We start from the raw sequence: 17,077 nt of genomic DNA, 5'->3' as shown, positions 1-17,077 counted from the left end.
CCGCGCTATATCCTGTGGAACACATAGAGCCGCGTATGATGCGAAAATGGGCCGAGCAACCGATCGGCGGCAGCCCGCAAACCTCTCAGGATGCCGTTCCTGCTGTCGTACCAGGCCTGCATCGGCTTTGTGAAAAAAGTCTCGTCCTTCAACCCCTTGAAGCCACCCCTTGGTCGTGTCTCCAGAAGCTTGAAGCCGTGCTGTTCGAACCCGGAAACAATCGAAGATGGCTCAAGGATGAACTGGTAAAATCCGGCCCGTTCGCCTGAAAACCTGGGATAAAGACCCATTCTGGCCTTCAATCTTCTGAGAGGAGAAATGCTCGGCACCGTCACGAAGGCAATCCCTCCCGATCGGATGATGCGCCTCATCTCCAATACGATCTCGTCATACCCGTCGAAGAAGTGCTCGATCACGCCGAGAGACCACACGCCGTCGAAGAATTCGTCCGCGAAGCCTGTTGCCCGAACATCTCCAACCGTCACCTGCAAATGCGGCGCGGCGCGATTCACCATCCGCACGGTCTGTCGCGCAAAGTCGATTCCATATGCGGAAAAGCCCGCCTGATGCAGGCCATAGACCGTATTGGCCAGGCCACATCCGGCGTCCAGGACCTTGGCCGGTACTGTCAGATATCGTTTGGTCGTTTCGACGACAAAGCGATCCGGCCTCGAGACAGTCCCTTCGGCCCAGTGGGAATCCCAATAGGCGTCGTCGGCTATCGTACCGACATGGACGATCCGGCTGTTCTTCTCGTCATAGAATGCCTTCTTCTCATTCATTTCCGGCATCCGACCCGGCCATAAAAAGGCCTCGCTGCGTTGCATCACGCCCATTGTCCGCAATGACGCCCCTTAACGCGAAAAACGAACAAGCCGCGGCTATGACGTATCCGGACAGGAATGCCATTTCGCCGCCAAGCGGCAGCCGCCACCACAGACTCAATGCCGCCAAACAGCAGCAAGCCAATGCTCCTATCGCGTAAGAATAGGTCAGCTTCATCGCGTTGTTCGAGCGGAGCGCAAAGGGATCAATGACCACCTTCTTCGTCCTGTTTGTCAAAACAGCGCAGGAAACGATCGCAAAGACCGCTGGATCAAATGACCTCCCCAGCCATCCGGACGCATGGCCTGAAAAAAACAGGCCGATTATCCCCGCGGCAGACGCAACCGCAAAAATCAGCGCAATGGTCGCTCCCTCGAACAATCCGCGCCGAAACTCCCGAATGTTTCCATTCGCGGCACTGAGAAACGCGGTTGGCACGAAAACGAAGCTGGCCGCGTTCATGAAGAAGCCGACCGAGCGTTGCGAAAGATCGACACAAAACGAAAAGACGCCGAGATGGGTCTCGGAGCCAAACATCAAAATAATGTATCGAATACCGACAAACACGCCGCTCTCGGCCAGATTGCTCAACACAAATCGCCAGCCTGTGGCCAGCGATCCGCCAAGATAGGAAAGGCGAGGCCGCCTCAGATTCATCGGCCCCAGGAAAGCAAATGAAATCAGCGCTCCAGCGACGTAGCTGAGCGAAAAGGCCGTGAGGGCGGAGCCTACTTTTGCATCTCCTGCAAGCAGGACTACAGCTCCCGCCTGGTATGCGACAGCCTGGCCAATCGCCGACCAACCATATGCCCACAAACGCAGCTGTGACCGCAAGATCTCTTGAAGTGCGGTGTGCAAGCCGAACGAAACGATGATGGTTGCGGCAACGACATTGCCAAGTCCGAACCACGCCAGTGCCGATCCAGCCAGGACCACAAACAACGCCAGAATGGCCAGCGCAGTCAAAATAGACGATACGTACTCTCTACCCATTCCCGTGGCATGCATTTTTGCGGAAACCGGCATTATCGAATAGGTAGCAGCTCCAAAAACAAGCGTTGAAATAAATGAAACTGTCGCAATCGTCGTGCTGAAAATACCATACTGTCCAGTTTCCAGATGGCTTCCGATGTATAGTAAAGTCACTATATTCAGAAGACCAGGCGCAATTCGTATGACGATGGCCTCCGCAAATTTCCACAGACTGACTCTTTTCATGAGATCACCTGTGCGAATGACCTCTTGAGCAAGAATGGGAAACTTAAGGCACCAAAGCTCAAGCAGGCAAGGAAGGCCTTGCCCAGGAATCGAACCGAGCGATATCGTCCAATCCAGAATGCCCTGACGTAGTTCAAATTCAGCAACAACATCGGGTACGGATTTTGCCGCTGAAGAAGCCGAATTCTTGCGGTCATTCCCTCCGGCAGGTACCTTTTTCGCCCGATATCGACGTTGACACAGATAACGTCATATTCGATCGCCAACCTGGACCAGAGAAGAGAGGTTGGAACACGGCGGAACCGCCCCGGAGGGGGCACGGCAACCCGCTTCAGCAAGGGAGTTCTGATGATCTCCTTCTTGTCGCCGACCACACCTTCATCGGCCCGCATCCTGATCAGGTTTGTACGCTCTGATGGAAACTGGTTTGCTGTCGCATCTGGTCCCTCGAGAACCATAGAGAACACAAATCCCGCAATCTTCCGATCGGCACCTTGCCAGGAGAGACGCTCACAAACCTCCGGCAAGCGATCGATGAAGAGATCGTCGTCATCATCGAAAATCATGCAATATTCGCCAGTGGCGGAAGCGATCGCCGAAAACATCGCAACCCCTCTGCCGCCATTTGGGCCAGTTGTGACCACCAATCTGGCATCGCGAGACGCGATCTCCGCAAGCGCTTCGCTTGTCCCGTCGGTCGAACCGTCGACATAGACACATACTTGCAGTGGGCACTTCGCGCGCAGCAGTTCCTGAACCAGCGTCGCAACGCGATCCCGCCGATTGAACGTAGGGATGCAAACGCTCAAAAGCGCCTGGGACTGCAATGGGTTGCGAACTGCCTGTTTGCGAGCCGTATCGATCCCCTCTCCCCCTGGTTACGCGGTCATGGAGCGCAGCTATGCGCGGATCAGCCGGCAACCGCCAGGACCAGGCCTATCCCCGTCCAAAATACGCCTGGTACCATTCGACGAACCGCCCGACGCCCTCGGTCACCGTCGTCGTCGGACGGTAGCCCACCGCCTGCTCCAGCGCCGACGTGTCGGCGAAGGTATCGGGCACGTCGCCGGGCTGCAGCGGCAGCAGTTCGATGATGGCTTTCCTGCCAAGTGCATTTTCCAGCGCCTCGACATAGGCGGTCAGCTTCACCGGGTTGTTGTTGCCGATGTTGAATATGCGCCAGGGGGCGCTGCTGGTGGCCGAATCCGGACGGCTGGAGTCCCAGGCGGCATTGCCCGTGGCCGGGCTGTCGCTGGCCCGCACGACGCCCTCGGCGATGTCCTCGATATAGGTGAAGTCGCGCGTGTGCATGCCGTTGTTGAACAGCTTGATCGGCTCGCCGGCAAGGATGTTCTTGGTGAACAGGAACAGCGCCATATCCGGGCGCCCCCAGGGGCCATACACGGTGAAGAAGCGAAGCCCGGTCGTCGGCAGCCCGAACAGATGACTGTAGCTGTGCGCCATCAGCTCGTTGGCACGTTTGGTCGCGGCGTAGAACTGCAGCGGGTGGTCAGCCGGCCGGTGCTCGGAAAACGGCATGTCGGTGTTGGCGCCATAGACGCTCGAGGTGCTGGCATAGGTCAGGTGCGCAACGGCGCTGTTGCGACAGGCTTCCAGCATGTTGGTGTAGGCGATGATGTTGCTTTCGACATAGGCATGCGGATTTTCCAGGCTGTAGCGAACCCCGGCCTGGGCGGCGAGATGGATCACCCGATCGAATGCGTGGTCGGCGAAGCAGCCATCGACCACTTCTCTGTCGGCGAGATTGCCGCGGATGAACTGATAGCCCGCATTGGTCTTGCGGCTCGCCTCCTCCAGCAGCCGCAGCCTCGCCTCCTTGATCCGCGGATCGTAATAGCTGTTGACGTTGTCGATGCCGACAACCTCGTCGCCGCGCTCCAGCAGGCGCTTGGCCACATGATAGCCTATGAAGCCGGCGGCGCCGGTGACCAGAATCTTCATCAGAAACGCCCATCCGTAACATGCCTGGGGAACAGACCCTTGATGTCGTAGATGACGCCCGGGGTCTTGCAAAGCGCCTGCAGGCCGTCGACGCCAAGCACGCGGAACTGCCGGTGGCCGACGGCCACGATGACGCCGTCATAGCGCTCGTCGGGAATGTCCTTCATGCTCGTTATACCGAAGGCGCGCGCGCATTCCTGCGCATCGACCCAGGGATCCCAGATATCGATGCCGGCATTGTACTCCTTCAGCCGGGCGACGACATCGGCGACCCTGGAATTTCTCAGGTCCGGACAATTTTCCTTGAAGGCCGCGCCCATCACCAGAATCCGGTTGCCGACGACTGGTATCCCCTTGCGCATCATCAGGCGGGCCGTCTGATCCGCCGCGTGCTGACCCATGCCGTCATCGATACGGCGGCCGGCAAGAATCACCTCCGGATGATAGCCGAGTTCCTGGGCCTTGTGGGTGAGATAGTAGGGATCGACGCCAATGCAGTGGCCGCCGACGAGACCCGGCGTGAAGCGCAGGAAATTCCATTTGGTGCCGGCGGCTTCCAGCACTTCGGACGTGTCGATGCCCAGCTTGCCGAAGATGAGCGACAACTCGTTCATCAGCGCGATGTTGAGGTCCCTCTGGGTGTTCTCGATGACCTTGGCCGCTTCGGCGACCCAGCGCGTCCACCCGCGACTGGTTGATGTCGAACCCGACGACATCCCTGGTGGCACCGAAGGCGACCGCCAGCGGCAGGCCGACATAGCCAAGCCCGATGATGGCTATTTTCCTGGAGGCGAGATCCATCTGCTTCCTGCGCTTGCTATTCCAGAGTCATGCTTCGCATTGGCTATCGCGCGCCAAACCCAGTAAGCATTGTTCTCATCGTCTTGAGCGTTATCAGAACATCCAGCCAAGGCGAAAAGTTCTTTATATAATAGAAATCATAGTGCAATTTTTCCATCACATCGTCGACGGCAGCCACATGCCCTTGATTTACTTGTGCCCAACCGCTTATACCTGGCCTGACAATATGCCTGTATCGGTAGAACGGCAACTCAGCCTCGTACCACTGCGACAGGACGACGGCTTCCGGCCGCGGCCCGATCCAGCTCATTTCACCACGCAGAATGTTGATGGCCTGCGGCAACTCATCGATCCTGAATTTTCGCAGGAAACGTCCGACGCGGGTGATGCGATCGTCGTCGCGCTTGGTGATCGCCTTCTCCTTGTCGCTGCCAGCGTCGCCGTGCTGCCGCATCGAGCGAAACTTGTAGACCGTGCAGAGCTTGCCCCGGTACCCCATGCGTTGCTGGCGAAACAGCACGGGCCCCTCGGAGTCCAGCCGGATCAGCAGCGCTATCAGCGCCAGGACAGGGGAGAGAACGACAATCAAGACAAACGCGGAAATCCAGTCGGCCGTCTGCTTGATTTTAAGATAGGCCTGGTTCGGGTTAAGGGAGCCAAGCGTGTTTTCGGATAGGTGCTCGATCTCGACCCGACCGGTCAACGACTCCCGCACCTGCTTGACATGGTATACGGGCGTTCCCGAAAGGGCCCGATCCGCGATGTACCGTTCCCATTCCGCGCCGAGATCGGCACGCAGATCAACGACCACGCCGCTGGCTCTTTCAATGACCGTGCTGGTCGACATGATCCAGAACCAGTGCACCCCGGGCAAGGTCTTGAGACGCTCGACATCTCCTCCGGGAATCACGACGAGCCGGTGTGGGTCGAGGCGGCGCGTCAACAGGCTCAGGCCGAAATACCAGAGCGTGGACTGCGTGAAACTGGCGGCGGCCTGAAACCGGCTATACTCGAACCGGAAAAAGAAGATGGTCAAGAAAACAGCGCCGTAAGACAGGGCAAATGTCGGCAAGATGTAACTTGCTGCGGCCACGCCCGGGAAATTGCCGATGCGGCGATAGGAGAGGAAACCCGCCAGGTGCGCAATCGCCGCGGCGGTCACCGTCACCTGAAGGTTTGCCGAATAGATAAACTCAGGATTGAAGACAATCCGGATAATGGCGGGCGCAAAAATCGCGAATGTCAGTCCGCCAAGCAGCTGAAATCGAATCCTGAACAGGAAATGCCGGCTTCCGACAATAGTTGATGCCGTGACATTCAACGCCTTGCCCCTTCCCCCGAAGTTGCCGTGTCGGCCACAGGCCAGCGCGATTCTGCATCTGACCTGCCCGTTCGTTCGTAGAACGAATCGAACGTTTCACCCCCCGGCGATTCGACATAGTCGAAGACCAAGGGTCTACGACAGTGCGGTTGCACCAGCAAGTATCTATTGCATATCAATAGTTAGTAGAAGTTTTGATCACCAGCATTGTTTGATGCTTCAGAAAAGCCGCTGTGCACGCAGCGCCGATGCGAGGATGATAGAGCCAATGACGCTGAGCAGTTTTCAGCATTGCTTCGGAGATCGCATCCTTTAGCGATTGCGAGTCGCGCGGGAGCTTAGACGAGAGCGGGGGATATTGTGTTCCCGAAGCCGCTGGATCTCGGCGTCGGCGTGGACGCCTATGGCCGGCGGAAGCCGGCAAGGTGCCAATGATCGGCCTGAAGATCGGCCAAACATCCTGGCAAATTCGAAATATATGTTTATAATTATGCACTTAGCGGAAGCCAAGGTCGGCCAAGCATGGAAGAAATAGCTCGAGGCATCGAACCGGCACGCCCGAGCGCACGGCGCGTCGCGTGTTCAATGACGTGATCGCGCTCGGTCTGTTGGCGTCGGAAACACCCAAAGGCCCGGTGTCGCTACGCTATCCGGCCGACGCATTGGATGCGCTGTTCCCGAAGCTGTTTCCGGAAACCTAAGTGAGATTACTTGGCGGACAGCAGACCGAAATCCGCCGTTCCAGCCGGGCTTGACTGCTCAAGCCGCCGGCACCCGCTCGCGCTTCAGCCGCGCTTCAACAACGACCACACGGCTGGCACCAGGCTTGCCGCGAGCGCCACCTTGATCAGGTCGCCGACGATAAAGGGCACAACGCCGAACTGCCACGACTTTTCCGGGCCGATCAGCAGCCCCAGCCAGGCGAAGCCCATGGCCATCATGACGATTTCGGCAACCAGCATGGCATTGAAAAGCTTGACCGGATGGCGGTCCCAGCCGCGATCTGCGGCCCAGCCGACAATCGCCGCCATGACCACGAAGCCTGCGAGATAACCGCCGGTCGAGCCGAGCATGTAGGCAATGCCGAGACCCTTTTCCGGGGTGCTCTGGAAGACGGGGAAGCCCATGGCGCCCTCCGCCATGTAGAGCAGCAGGGTGGCGACGCCGAGACGCATGCCGAAGGCGGCGGCGATGAGCAGCACGGCCAGCGTCTGCATCGAAATGTCGACCGGTCCGAGCATCACCTTGGTCTTGGCCGACAGGGTCAGCAGCAGCGTTCCGGCGATGGCCAGGAAAAGCTGCGTTGCCAGCCGCGCCGCGCCATTTTGCGGCAGAGCCAGAGAAACAAGCGGACGCATCGTAGTTGCAATTGCCATGGTATTTCCCCAATCCGGTTGCCGCTATCCGATGTTCGCGGCCTCACGTTCTCCTATATTGGCTTGCGTGTTATGCGGCAATCGGTTTTGCCGTTTCCTGAAACAAGGCACCGATGCATCCGCCATGGCACTCAAATTAGATACCAGTTTCGACCCCCATTATGGCCAGGGGGTAAGCGTCGCGCCCGACATCCAGCGCATCACGGCCCGCAATCCAAGCCCCTTCACCTTCCACGGTACCAACAGCTACATCGTTGGCCGCGATACGCTGGCGGTGATCGATCCGGGGCCAGATGACGAGGCGCATCTGCGGACCCTGCTCGACGTGATCGCGGGCCGGCCGGTCAGCCATATTTTCGTCAGCCACACGCACCGCGACCACTCCCCGCTGGCCGCCAGGCTGAAAGAGCGCACCGGCGCGCCCGTATTGGCAGAGGGACCGCATCGCCCTGCAAGACCCCTGCATATCGGCGAGACCAATGCGCTGGACGCCAGCGCCGACACGGCTTTCGTCCCCGATATCGCATTGCCCGACGACAAAGTGGTCGATGGCGACGGCTGGTCGATCCGGACGGTTCTGACGCCCGGCCACACCGCCAATCACGCAGCATTCGCGCTTGAGGGAACCGGCATCCTGTTTTCCGCCGACCATGTCATGGCTTGGGCAACTTCCATCGTCGCCCCGCCGGATGGGGCGATGGCCGACTATATGGCCTCGCTGGACCGGCTGATCGAACGCGAGGATCGTTTGCTGCTGCCAGGACATGGCGGGCCGGTGACCGCACCGCGCGCTTTCATGCGTGGATTGAAGACGCACCGCAAAATGCGCGAGCGCGCCATACTGGAACGGGTCAGAGCGGGCGACCGGACGATCGTGGACATGGTCAAGGCGATCTACAGGGATACCGACCCGCGGCTGCACGGCGCCGCCGGATTGTCGGTGCTCGCCCATCTAGAAGACCTGGTGGCGCGCGATCTGGTCACGACAGACGCCGCGCCGGCCATCGACGGCATTTTCGCGCCGGCTGGCTAAAGCCTTCGGCGCCATTCGCTCTAGAATCGGCTGGAGCGCTCTGCTGGCTGAGGGGACTTCAAGCCCTGGCAAGAGCATTCGGGATCAAATGGAAGTCGTGCCGCAGTCTCCAGAGCAACTCGCGAGGCTGTCATAGAGAGCTTCGGCAGCACGTCCTTTTGCAGCAATTCCTGGCGGTTGCGGTCCATATAGTCGTTGAAACCCGCGGTCACGAACGCAAAGGGCACGAAACACGCGCCGATCTCGCGCGACAGGGTCGCCTCAGGGGCGATCGAATGGTTGAGCACATCCGCTCCCATGCTTCGATACGCCAAGGCTTCGGCCGGGGTGGTCAGTCGCGGCCCGTAACAATGGGCAGCCACCAACTGCTGTTCGATGCCATGGATACGGCATTCCGCTGGCCAATGACGGCGGGCCGTTTCGACCAGAACCGCCGCGCATCTTGGACATACGATCTGCTTGCCCGAGCAGTCGAAGCTCTGTCGGCCGGGAAGGAGTGAAAACGGCGTCTGCGTCAGTTCGATGATATCGGCGGTCACAACCATGTCGCCGGGTTGGATCGCTCTGTTGACAGCGCCAATGGTCGAGCAGGACAGGACTTGCTTTACACCCGCGGTCATCAATACCCAGAACGCGCGGCGATGGCAGGAATGGTCGATATGGTCGCGCGGATTGCCGTGCGAATACATGCACAACGCACGTTTCGTTTTGCCTTCCGCAGTAATCGAGGCATCGAACTCGAGCAATTTCCAGTGGTCGCTGCGACCGAAAGGCGTTTCAAAACTCATGTCTCGCCGCAAGGTGCGCACGCCATCGACTTTGACATCTTCCGGGAAGGCAAGCCCCCAGTTTGCCGAACCGGTGATAATCGCCAACCCAACCTGCGGTATGTCCGTTGGATGATCCGCCTGATCGTCGGCTGCGCTATGATTGTCGGGCATGTTTCCGGTCTCGATCATGATTTTTGGCGGAGAGTCACGATCAAGACTGCGACCACGACGATACCGGTCCACACTGTCGAGATCGCCGCGATGGTTGGATCGATCTGATCTCGCAGGGACAGAAACATGAGCTTCGGCAGCGTGCTGTTTTGGCCACTTGCGACGAAGATCGAAATGACAGACTCGTCGAGCGAAGTCAGGAAGGCCATCAATGTGGCCGACAACAGACTGATCTGAAGTTGCGGGACAATTATTCCGCCAATGGCCCTCGCCCAGTTTGCGCCGAGGCTGCGCGCCGCCTGAACCTGGTTCCAGTCAAAGCGGGCCAGAGCGGGCAGCAACACAATGCACGCGACCGGGATGGCCAGCACCACATGTCCGACCAGCACGCCGAACAGTGTTCCGACCAGACGTTGCGCCGCCAGCACAAAGAAGAGACCGATCGCGAGCAGGATTCCCGGCACGATGGAGGGGGTGAGCAGAATGCCCTGAATGGTAGTGGCGGCCTTTCCGCCGAGCCGATTTATCGAAATGCAGGCCAGCAGCCCCAGGGGCACGGCGACCATCGCCGTCAATGTCCCAAGGATCAGGCTCGTCCTGAGCGCGGCCATCCATGTCGCCGAACCGAAGAAAGTCTCGTACCAGCGCAACGAGTATGCGCGCGGTGGGAACTCGAGAAGATTGGACGCCGAAAAGGAGAGCGGGACGACGACGAGCGTCGGCAGCATCAGGAACGCCAATACGAGCGCGCAGAAACTCCACAGAAGGATGCGGGCCAGCCTGTTGTCTGGATAGGCTTCAAGCATGGGCTGTGCCGACTTTGCGCCCAGCAATCAGCCGCCGTGCAGCCAGGAACATCACACCCATCAACGCCATTAAAATGAGGAGCAGAATACCCAAGACGCTCGCCGACCCCCAATCCTGAAAGGTCGACAGCGTGCGCTCGATCCGGATGGAGAGAGGATTTACCTTGCCGCCGCCAAGCACCGCCGGCGTGATGAAGAAACCTATGGTGTAGATGAAGACGATGATCGAACCCGAGAAGATACCGCCGGCCGAAAGAGGCAGAATGACCGTGCGGATCGCTTGCCCGATAGTGGCGCCCATGCTCGCCGACGCGCGAATGAGGTTTGCGTCGATATCGCGCATCGCGGCATAGACGGGCAGGAGAAAGAGCGGCAGCATGTAGTGAACCATGCCGATGAGCGTTCCCGTGAAGTTGTAGGCCAGCGGCAATGGCTCCGCTGCCAGGCCCGAACCTGTCAAAGCCGCGTTGATCAGGCCATCGCGCCGCAAGAGCACGAGCCAGCCATAGGTGCGCACCAGAATAGAGGTCCACAACGGCAGCATGACGAGGGCCATCAGCAAATTGGCCACCCTTGGCCTGGCGCTCGCCAGAGCGAGGGCCAGGGGGATACCGAGAAGAATGCAGATCGCCAGCGTGCCCAGGGACAGTTCAAGGGTTGTGACGAGTGCCGACCATGTCAGCCCGCTCGAAAGCACCTTCTCGTAATTGCCAAAAGTGTATTCGCCTCCCGTAGTCAGGAAGGATTGCCGGATGATCCAGACGATGGGCAGTATCGCCGCCAGTCCAACGATGAAAAGCGCGGGTAGTGAAAGCGAGAGGAAGAACCGCCGCTCGCGTCGTGCGTCTGCCGCGAGCGCAGGATCCGCGAGGACGGTCACGCTCTCGCTCCCGGTATCGCGTGAACTTTCGCTGCTGGTGCATATGCGGTCACTCGCTGACCGATGGTAAGCTCGGCGCAGCCACTGGCCAACGCCGCCGGAATGCAGACAAGAATCTCTTGCCCGCCGTCAAGCGCCAGCGTCAAAAGCCAGTTTTCGCCGCGAAACGCCTTAGCGCACAGTGTTCCGTCGAGCGTCACCCCGTCTCGCCCGACGAGCTTCGCATCAAGATGGAAGCTTTCCGCGCGGATCATCAGAGCTTCGCGTGACGCATCGGCGCCGTCCATTCTGCGCACCGAGCCCGGGGCCACAATGTTGGCCTCACCCATGAACTCCGCGACGAAGCGGGTCGATGGACGATCGTAAATCTGCTGTGGCGTATCAATCTGCTGGATGCGGCCGGAATTCATAACCGCGACCCGATCTGACATAATCAATGCTTCGCGCTGGTCATGCGTCACATAGATTGTGGTGATCCCCAGATCATCGTGCAGACGCCGGATCTCGTACTGCATGGTTTCGCGCAGATTCTTGTCGAGCGCCGACAGCGGCTCGTCCATCAGCATCACGCGTGGTTCAAAGACGATCGCCCGCGCCAACGCCACCCGCTGGCGCTGGCCGCCGGACAATGCGGCAATATTGCGCTCCGACAGACCTTCCAGCTTCACGCGGGCCAAGGTGTCAAGCGCCCGCTGGCGGGCCTCCGCTTTCGGCGTCTTGCGCAGCGCCAACGGATACTCGACATTTGCCAGAACGTTCATATGGGGAAACAGGGCGTAGTTCTGGAACACGATACCGATGTCCCGCTTGTTGGGGGCCAGGCGGGTAATGTCCCGATCACCCAACAGTAGTTTACCGGAATCGGGCCGGACAAAACCGGCCAAAGCCATGAGCAGCGTGGTCTTGCCCGACCCCGACGGCCCCAGCAGCGTGAGAAATTCGCCGGCCCGAATGTCGAGCGAGACATCGTCCAGCGCGACGTAAGATCCATAGCTCTTGCGCACGCTGTCGATGGTGATCGGGAGCGACTTCATCATGCGCTCAAGCCTTAGAGCTGAGACTCAGCGGACCATCATCTCATCAAAGGCTTTTTGGGCAGCCTCGCCATTCTTGACCCACCAGTCCGCACTCGAAAACACCGAAGTGCCAGCATTTTCAGGTGCGGTCGCCAGGGTCTTGAGACGGTCTTCGGGGATAAGGCCACCCTCATAGGCAGCGGGGTTGACCGGGCCATAGGCGATGAAATCGGTCAGCTTCGCCACGCGCGCGGGCTGTGTCATCGCCGCGATGAGCTTCATCGCTGCTTCCTTGTTCGGCGCTCCCTTCGGCACCGCAAGGCAGTCCGTGCCGATGACCGAACCCTTGAACGTGTAGTCGGCCGCGCCGCCATCCGCTTTCACGGTTTGGGCCCGTCCGTTCCAGGTAACGACTAGGTCCGCCTCACCATCTTTCAGCAACTGCGCGGACTGCGCTCCCGAGGTCCACCACACGGCGACATTTGGTTTGATCGCTTCAAGCCGCTTGATGGCGCGTTCTAGCCCCTCCGGCGTGCTGAGCACGGAATAGACGTCTGCCGGCGCCACGCCATCGGAGAGCAGCGCGATCTCGATCGAGTCTTGCGCATTGGCGCGCAGGGCGCGACGGCCAGAAAATTTGGCAACATCCCAGAACTCCGCCCACGTCTTCGGCGGATTCTCGCCATAGGTTTTGGTGTTCCACGACATGACGGTGCCGTAGGAGTCGAACGGATAGCAGTAGTCGGACTTTGCACCATCCGGCACGGATTTGGGATCGATAATCTTGTAGTCAAGCGGCTCCAGGAGCGACTGTGCCGCCGCCTGCGCGCCTTCTGGTGAGCCCAGGTGGATGATGTCGGTCGTCACCGCACCGGCGGTGACCTGCATCTTCAGGGCGGCCAGTCCGTCGCTTTGCGTCTCTTCTCGGACATCATAGCCAAGCTCTTTTGCAGCGGGGGCCCACATGGCCGTTTTCATGGCGTTGCCATAATCGCCACCTGCGGTCGTGATGGTGACTGTTTGCGCGTGGACGGGCAACGCAGCCGAGATTGCGAATGCTGTTAAGGAAATGCGTAACCAGGACATAGGTTCTCCTCCCCACTTTTTCCAAATGTCGCTCGAAAGAGCCATTTATTTGTAATCGTAACGTTACGATTTCATCTTAATGCAAATGAGTCAAGCTGCTTTCCCAAGGGAGTTCGGATTGACCGGGAGGTCGAATCCGGTAACGCTATGAAGGTCAGCAATCAGCCGGCGCTTTCGAAGTCGGGCGAACAATGGCCAACCTAAAGCAGATCGCGGCGGAACTTTCCCTGTCGGTGACCACGGTGTCCCGCGCTCTGAAGGATGGGCCGGAAGTACAGCCCTCGACCATAGCCCGCGTCAAGGAGGTGGCTAAGCGGGTTGGCTATGTGCCAGATCATCATGGCCGTGCGCTGAAAACCGGTCGGACGCTGACGCTGACGGCAGTGCTCCCGATGGAGACACGAAACCACCTGTCCGATCTGTTGAAGCTTCCCTTGATCGAAGGCATGACGCTGGCTGCCCGGCAAGCCGGTTATAGTCTGTCCATCTATTCCACCACTCCCGACGACGACCCCGTTGAGAGTGTGCAGCGGCAGCTTCAGGCGCGCAGCACAGACGGACTGATCATCACGCGCTTGGTGTCGGCCGATCCGCGCGTCAAGCTGCTGCTGGATCAACGCATGCCATTCGTCGCGTTTGGAAGAACCGACCTGGACATCGCATACCCCTATGTCGATGTCGACAATGAACAGATTGCGTACGAGGCGACCCGACGGCTCATGGATAAGGGCTGTCGACGCATTGCGCTGCAACTTCTCGTTCCGGAAGATCAGGCGAGTGCCATGCGTTTTTCCGGGTATGGAAGGGCAATGGCCGAGGCCGGTATTCCGATCGACCAATCGCTGATCGGTCATGGCATGTTCACGATGGAATCCAGCGCAGGCTGGTTCGATCGCCTACTGGCGTCGTCAGATCCGCCGACAGGCTTGGCATGTGCCAACGAACTGGGCCTTCTAGGGGCGTTACATGCCCTTGGCAGAAAAGGTCTCGTGCCGGGGAGCGACGTCCACATTGTCACTCGTGACAGCACGCGGCTGGCACGCTTCCTGCCGGCAAAGATCGGAGTTCATTTCGTGGATATGGCGGCGGTTGGACGCAAACTTATCGAAGTCCTGGAGAGCCGGATCGTCAATCCGCTTGGGCCGGTCGCAGCGATCTTGGTGCAGGGCGGATTCGAGCCCGCCGAATAGTCTGCCCACAAGCTGCATTCTGCGGCGACATGCGAATCCGCCTAACTACAACACTTTCTGAACATTACTCGACCGGCGCCGCGCCAACCTGACCGGCGACTTCCTGGTCGAGTTCGGCGAGGAATTCGACGATGCGCGCGGCGTTGTCGCCGAGGTCGAAGCGACCGTATCGCGAAGCTGACCGCATGTCGACGATGACCGCATCGCCATCGTCGGTCACGCGGATCGCGACGTCGGCCGGAAGACCGATCACGAACCCCTTGGCGACGGCGGTAATGGTGACGTCGCTTTGTCCGGCGAGGTCGGGATAGGGTTCGGACAGATCCCAATCGCGCCGGTCAAGGACGGTTTCGACGGCATTGACGACAGTCTCGAACGGCAGGGCGTAGCTGCGTGCACTGACCAGCGGATAGCTATCGGACTGCAGCCGCTGTTCACCAGGCGTCGACGGGGAAAGCACGTTCATGTCCTTCGTCCGGTCGCCCACGTCGAGCGCCGGCGGCTCGTCGAAATCCGTCGAGATATCCCTGAGCGGCGGGTAGATTGTCGCCCAGTAGGCGGCGACGCCGTAGGGTGCGAGCACCAGCAGCGCCAGCAGGGCGCCGACCGTCAGGTCGCGGCCGCCGCGATCACCGAAGTTCCATAGCCGCGAAAAGGCAAATCCGGCAAACAACAGCGCCAGGGCCGCCAGCAGCGCGACAATGCCCAGCACCCACAGGAAGACCGGTGTTTCCACGAGATCGAAGCGATGGCCGACGAAGACCGTCAGCAGCAGCACCAACGAAAAAGCGGCCGTGCGCCGCGACCATGCGGCCGCCTTCGACGTTTGCCGTTCAGGAATGCTAACCATCGTTTTCTGCGCTGCCCCAACCCGAACGGAGACTTAGAACCTTTTCGCGATGGCTTGAAGCCGAAACACGCGACATCCCGTCAATCCGTCGGCAAGCGATAGTCCTTGAACTGCTGGCGCAAGGTGATCTTCTGGATCTTGCCGGTGGCGGTGTGCGGAATTTCGCTGACGAAGGCGACATCGTCCGGCATCCACCATTTGGCCACCTTACCGTCCATGAAGTCGAGAATATCAGCCTTGGTCGGTTCCTTGCCCGCCTTGCGGACGACGACCAGCAACGGCCGCTCGCCCCATTTCGAATGATAAACGCCGATGGCGGCCGCCTCGGCGACATCGGGGTGGCCGACAGCCAGGTTCTCGAGGTCGATGGTGGAAATCCATTCGCCGCCGGATTTGATGACGTCCTTGGCGCGATCGGTGATCTGCATGTAGCCACCGGCGTCGATATGAGCGACGTCGCCGGTGTCGAACCAGCCGTCCTCGTCGAACTGCTCCGGGCCGGCGCCGCCATAATAGGCGCGGGCAACGGCCGGTCCGCGCACTTTCAGGCGGCCAAATGTCTTGCCATCCCAGGGCTGCTCTTTGTTGTCGTCGTCGGTCACCTTCATTTCGACGCCGAAGGGCGGATAGCCCTGTTTCTGCTGGACATTGAGCCGGGCTTCGCCCTCAAGACCGGCATAGTCCGGCTTCAAGGTGCACAGCGTGCCGAGCGGCGACATTTCGGTCATGCCCCAGGCATGGATGACCTGGACATCGTAGTTCTGCTGAAACTTCGCCATGATCGCGCGCGGGCAGGACGAGCCGCCGATGACGACCTTGTTGAGATAGGGAAGCTTCTTGCCGGTCTCCTCCAGATGCTGCAGCAGCATCATCCAGACGGTCGGCACGGCGGCGCTGAAGGTCACCTTCTCGGTGTCGAGCAGTTCATAGATCGAGGCGCCGTCCATCTTGCAGCCAGGCATGACCAGCTTGGCGCCGATCATCGGTCCGCTCTGGCCAAGCCCCCATGCATTGGCGTGGAACATCGGCACGACCGGCAAGATCGTATCGCGCGACGACAGGCCCATGGCGTCGGGCATGGCGGCGATCATGGCGTGCAGCACGTTCGAACGGTGGCTGTAGACGACGCCCTTCGGATCACCTGTCGTGCCCGACGTGTAGCACATGCCGGCGGCGGTGCCTTCGTCGAAGGTCTTCCAGGCGAAGTCGCCATCCGCCTCGTCAAGCCAGTCCTCGTAGGCGACCACATTCGGTAGTGTCGTCCGTGGCATGTGCGCCTTGTCGGTCAGCACGATCACCTGTTTCAGCGATTTGACGGCGGCGGCGATTTTCTCGAGCAGCGGCAGGAAGGTCAGGTCGACGAAGACAGCCTTGTCCTCGGCATGGTTCATGATCCAGACGATCTGCTCGGGAAACAGCCGCGGATTGAGCGTGTGGTAGATGGCGCCGATGCCCATGATGCCGTACCAGGCCTCGATGTGGCGCGCGGTGTTCCAGGCCAGCGTGGCGATGCGATCGCCCAAGCGATAGCCGTCACGCTCCAGCCGCTGGGCGACCTTCAGGGCGCGACGATGGATATCGGCGTAGGTGGTGCGCACGATCGGCCCCTCGATCGAGCGCGACACGATCTCGCGCACGCCATGCTGCCGCTCGGCATTGTCGATGAGCTTATGGCAAAGCAGCGGCCATTCCTGCATCAATCCCAGCATTCGGTTCCTCCCTCACGCTTCTGCGTTGTGCTTTTCGGGCCATTGTGGAGCGAACCGCCGGAT

General features: G+C 59.8%; 17 protein-coding genes and 1 pseudogene. 3 read left to right on the top strand and 15 right to left on the bottom strand.

Translation table 11 applies throughout. The features are described 5' to 3' along the window. Window positions 1-5: 5 nt before the first annotated feature. The 7 genes and pseudogenes from NKH19_RS06175 to NKH19_RS06145 form a co-directional block, all read right to left on the bottom strand. Window positions 6-782 carry a class I SAM-dependent methyltransferase gene (locus NKH19_RS06175; protein ID WP_352981996.1) on the bottom strand — a complete coding sequence of 259 codons (777 nt, stop codon included), beginning with the start codon at window positions 780-782 and terminating at the stop codon, window positions 6-8. After that, entirely contained in the window at window positions 775-2,043 is a 1,269-nt protein-coding gene (locus NKH19_RS06170; protein WP_352981995.1) for an MATE family efflux transporter, read from the bottom strand. Before NKH19_RS06170 ends, NKH19_RS06175 begins: the two co-directional genes overlap by 8 nt. After that, entirely contained in the window at window positions 2,040-2,870 is an 831-nt protein-coding gene (locus NKH19_RS06165) for a glycosyltransferase family 2 protein (protein ID WP_352981994.1), read from the bottom strand. The genes NKH19_RS06170 and NKH19_RS06165 overlap by 4 nt, the downstream gene beginning before the upstream one ends. Window positions 2,871-2,979: 109 nt before the next feature. Continuing rightward, window positions 2,980-4,005 carry an NAD-dependent epimerase gene (locus tag NKH19_RS06160; RefSeq protein ID WP_352981993.1) on the bottom strand — a complete coding sequence of 342 codons (1,026 nt, stop codon included), beginning with the start codon at window positions 4,003-4,005 and terminating at the stop codon, window positions 2,980-2,982. Continuing rightward, a complete protein-coding gene (locus NKH19_RS06155; protein WP_352981992.1) occupies window positions 4,005-4,721 on the bottom strand; it encodes a nucleotide sugar dehydrogenase in 717 nt (238 codons plus the stop codon). The genes NKH19_RS06160 and NKH19_RS06155 overlap by 1 nt, the downstream gene beginning before the upstream one ends. Window positions 4,722-4,725: 4 nt before the next feature. Beyond that, window positions 4,726-4,806: pseudogene (locus tag NKH19_RS06150) on the bottom strand (hypothetical protein); the annotation flags it as partial. A 43-nt stretch (window positions 4,807-4,849) separates the two neighbouring features. Further along, window positions 4,850-6,127, bottom strand: coding sequence for a sugar transferase (locus tag NKH19_RS06145; protein WP_352981991.1), 1,278 nt, complete (start codon window positions 6,125-6,127; stop codon window positions 4,850-4,852). A 578-nt stretch (window positions 6,128-6,705) separates the two neighbouring features. On the opposite strand from NKH19_RS06145, the gene NKH19_RS06140 reads away from it, so the two are divergent. Then, window positions 6,706-6,828 (top strand): hypothetical protein, encoded by a 123-nt coding sequence (locus NKH19_RS06140; protein ID WP_352981990.1) that lies wholly within the window; start codon window positions 6,706-6,708, stop codon window positions 6,826-6,828. 84 nt (window positions 6,829-6,912) lie between these two features. Here NKH19_RS06140 and NKH19_RS06135 read toward each other — a convergent pair whose 3' ends face one another. After that, entirely contained in the window at window positions 6,913-7,503 is a 591-nt protein-coding gene (locus tag NKH19_RS06135) for a biotin transporter BioY (RefSeq protein ID WP_352981989.1), read from the bottom strand. A 124-nt stretch (window positions 7,504-7,627) separates the two neighbouring features. Between NKH19_RS06135 and NKH19_RS06130 the strand changes: the two genes are divergently transcribed. Further along, window positions 7,628-8,536, top strand: a complete 909-nt coding sequence (locus tag NKH19_RS06130) for an MBL fold metallo-hydrolase (RefSeq protein WP_352981988.1) — start codon at window positions 7,628-7,630, stop codon at window positions 8,534-8,536. Between the two features lie 20 nt (window positions 8,537-8,556). On the opposite strand, the gene NKH19_RS06125 is transcribed toward NKH19_RS06130, so the two are convergent. From NKH19_RS06125 to NKH19_RS06105, 5 genes are read right to left on the bottom strand one after another with little or no spacing between them, the layout of a single operon-like run. Further along, the gene (locus tag NKH19_RS06125) at window positions 8,557-9,495 is read right to left on the bottom strand and encodes a phosphorylase family protein (RefSeq protein WP_352981987.1); all 939 of its coding nucleotides are present in this window, start codon (window positions 9,493-9,495) and stop codon (window positions 8,557-8,559) included. Further along, a complete protein-coding gene (locus tag NKH19_RS06120; protein ID WP_352968633.1) occupies window positions 9,492-10,283 on the bottom strand; it encodes an ABC transporter permease in 792 nt (263 codons plus the stop codon). Before NKH19_RS06120 ends, NKH19_RS06125 begins: the two co-directional genes overlap by 4 nt. Beyond that, window positions 10,276-11,163: an ABC transporter permease gene (locus NKH19_RS06115; protein WP_352981986.1), complete on the bottom strand. Its 888-nt coding sequence runs from the start codon at window positions 11,161-11,163 to the stop codon at window positions 10,276-10,278. The genes NKH19_RS06120 and NKH19_RS06115 overlap by 8 nt, the downstream gene beginning before the upstream one ends. Beyond that, window positions 11,160-12,197 (bottom strand): ABC transporter ATP-binding protein, encoded by a 1,038-nt coding sequence (locus NKH19_RS06110; RefSeq protein WP_352982064.1) that lies wholly within the window; start codon window positions 12,195-12,197, stop codon window positions 11,160-11,162. Before NKH19_RS06110 ends, NKH19_RS06115 begins: the two co-directional genes overlap by 4 nt. Before the next feature lie 27 nt (window positions 12,198-12,224). Further along, window positions 12,225-13,265, bottom strand: a complete 1,041-nt coding sequence (locus tag NKH19_RS06105; protein WP_352981985.1) for an ABC transporter substrate-binding protein — start codon at window positions 13,263-13,265, stop codon at window positions 12,225-12,227. Window positions 13,266-13,456: 191 nt separating this feature from the next. Here NKH19_RS06105 and NKH19_RS06100 point away from each other — a divergent pair, with 191 nt between their 5' ends. Beyond that, window positions 13,457-14,455, top strand: coding sequence for a LacI family DNA-binding transcriptional regulator (locus NKH19_RS06100; RefSeq protein ID WP_352981984.1), 999 nt, complete (start codon window positions 13,457-13,459; stop codon window positions 14,453-14,455). A gap of 64 nt (window positions 14,456-14,519) precedes the next feature. Here NKH19_RS06100 and NKH19_RS06095 read toward each other — a convergent pair whose 3' ends face one another. Next, window positions 14,520-15,305, bottom strand: a complete 786-nt coding sequence (locus tag NKH19_RS06095) for a DUF1499 domain-containing protein (RefSeq protein WP_352981983.1) — start codon at window positions 15,303-15,305, stop codon at window positions 14,520-14,522. Between the two features lie 80 nt (window positions 15,306-15,385). Next, complete coding sequence (locus tag NKH19_RS06090) at window positions 15,386-17,014, bottom strand: fatty-acid--CoA ligase (RefSeq protein WP_352981982.1); 1,629 nt, start codon at window positions 17,012-17,014, stop codon at window positions 15,386-15,388. Window positions 17,015-17,077: the final 63 nt, after the last annotated feature.

Source organism: Mesorhizobium sp. M1338 (assembly GCF_040318045.1).
Lineage (GTDB): Bacteria > Pseudomonadota > Alphaproteobacteria > Rhizobiales > Rhizobiaceae > Mesorhizobium.
The sequence above is the reverse complement of the archived record's forward strand: the minus strand, read 5'-3'. Positions and strand labels throughout refer to the sequence as shown.

Bases quoted from the DNA above. Each gene is read 5' to 3' on its own strand.
- NKH19_RS06175 (WP_352981996.1), bottom strand. From the start codon at position 782: ATGAATGAGAAGAAGGCATTCTATGACGAGAAGAACAGCCGGATCGTC.
- NKH19_RS06170 (WP_352981995.1), bottom strand. From the start codon at position 2,043: ATGAAAAGAGTCAGTCTGTGGAAATTTGCGGAGGCCATCGTCATACGA.
- NKH19_RS06160 (WP_352981993.1), bottom strand. From the start codon at position 4,005: ATGAAGATTCTGGTCACCGGCGCCGCCGGCTTCATAGGCTATCATGTG.
- NKH19_RS06155 (WP_352981992.1), bottom strand. From the start codon at position 4,721: ATGTCGTCGGGTTCGACATCAACCAGTCGCGGGTGGACGCGCTGGGTC.
- NKH19_RS06135 (WP_352981989.1), bottom strand. From the start codon at position 7,503: ATGGCAATTGCAACTACGATGCGTCCGCTTGTTTCTCTGGCTCTGCCG.
- NKH19_RS06130 (WP_352981988.1), top strand. From the start codon at position 7,628: ATGGCACTCAAATTAGATACCAGTTTCGACCCCCATTATGGCCAGGGG.
- NKH19_RS06125 (WP_352981987.1), bottom strand. From the start codon at position 9,495: ATGATCGAGACCGGAAACATGCCCGACAATCATAGCGCAGCCGACGAT.
- NKH19_RS06120 (WP_352968633.1), bottom strand. From the start codon at position 10,283: ATGCTTGAAGCCTATCCAGACAACAGGCTGGCCCGCATCCTTCTGTGG.
- NKH19_RS06110 (WP_352982064.1), bottom strand. From the start codon at position 12,197: ATGAAGTCGCTCCCGATCACCATCGACAGCGTGCGCAAGAGCTATGGA.
- NKH19_RS06105 (WP_352981985.1), bottom strand. From the start codon at position 13,265: ATGTCCTGGTTACGCATTTCCTTAACAGCATTCGCAATCTCGGCTGCG.
- NKH19_RS06100 (WP_352981984.1), top strand. From the start codon at position 13,457: ATGGCCAACCTAAAGCAGATCGCGGCGGAACTTTCCCTGTCGGTGACC.
- NKH19_RS06095 (WP_352981983.1), bottom strand. From the start codon at position 15,305: ATGGTTAGCATTCCTGAACGGCAAACGTCGAAGGCGGCCGCATGGTCG.
- NKH19_RS06090 (WP_352981982.1), bottom strand. From the start codon at position 17,014: ATGCTGGGATTGATGCAGGAATGGCCGCTGCTTTGCCATAAGCTCATC.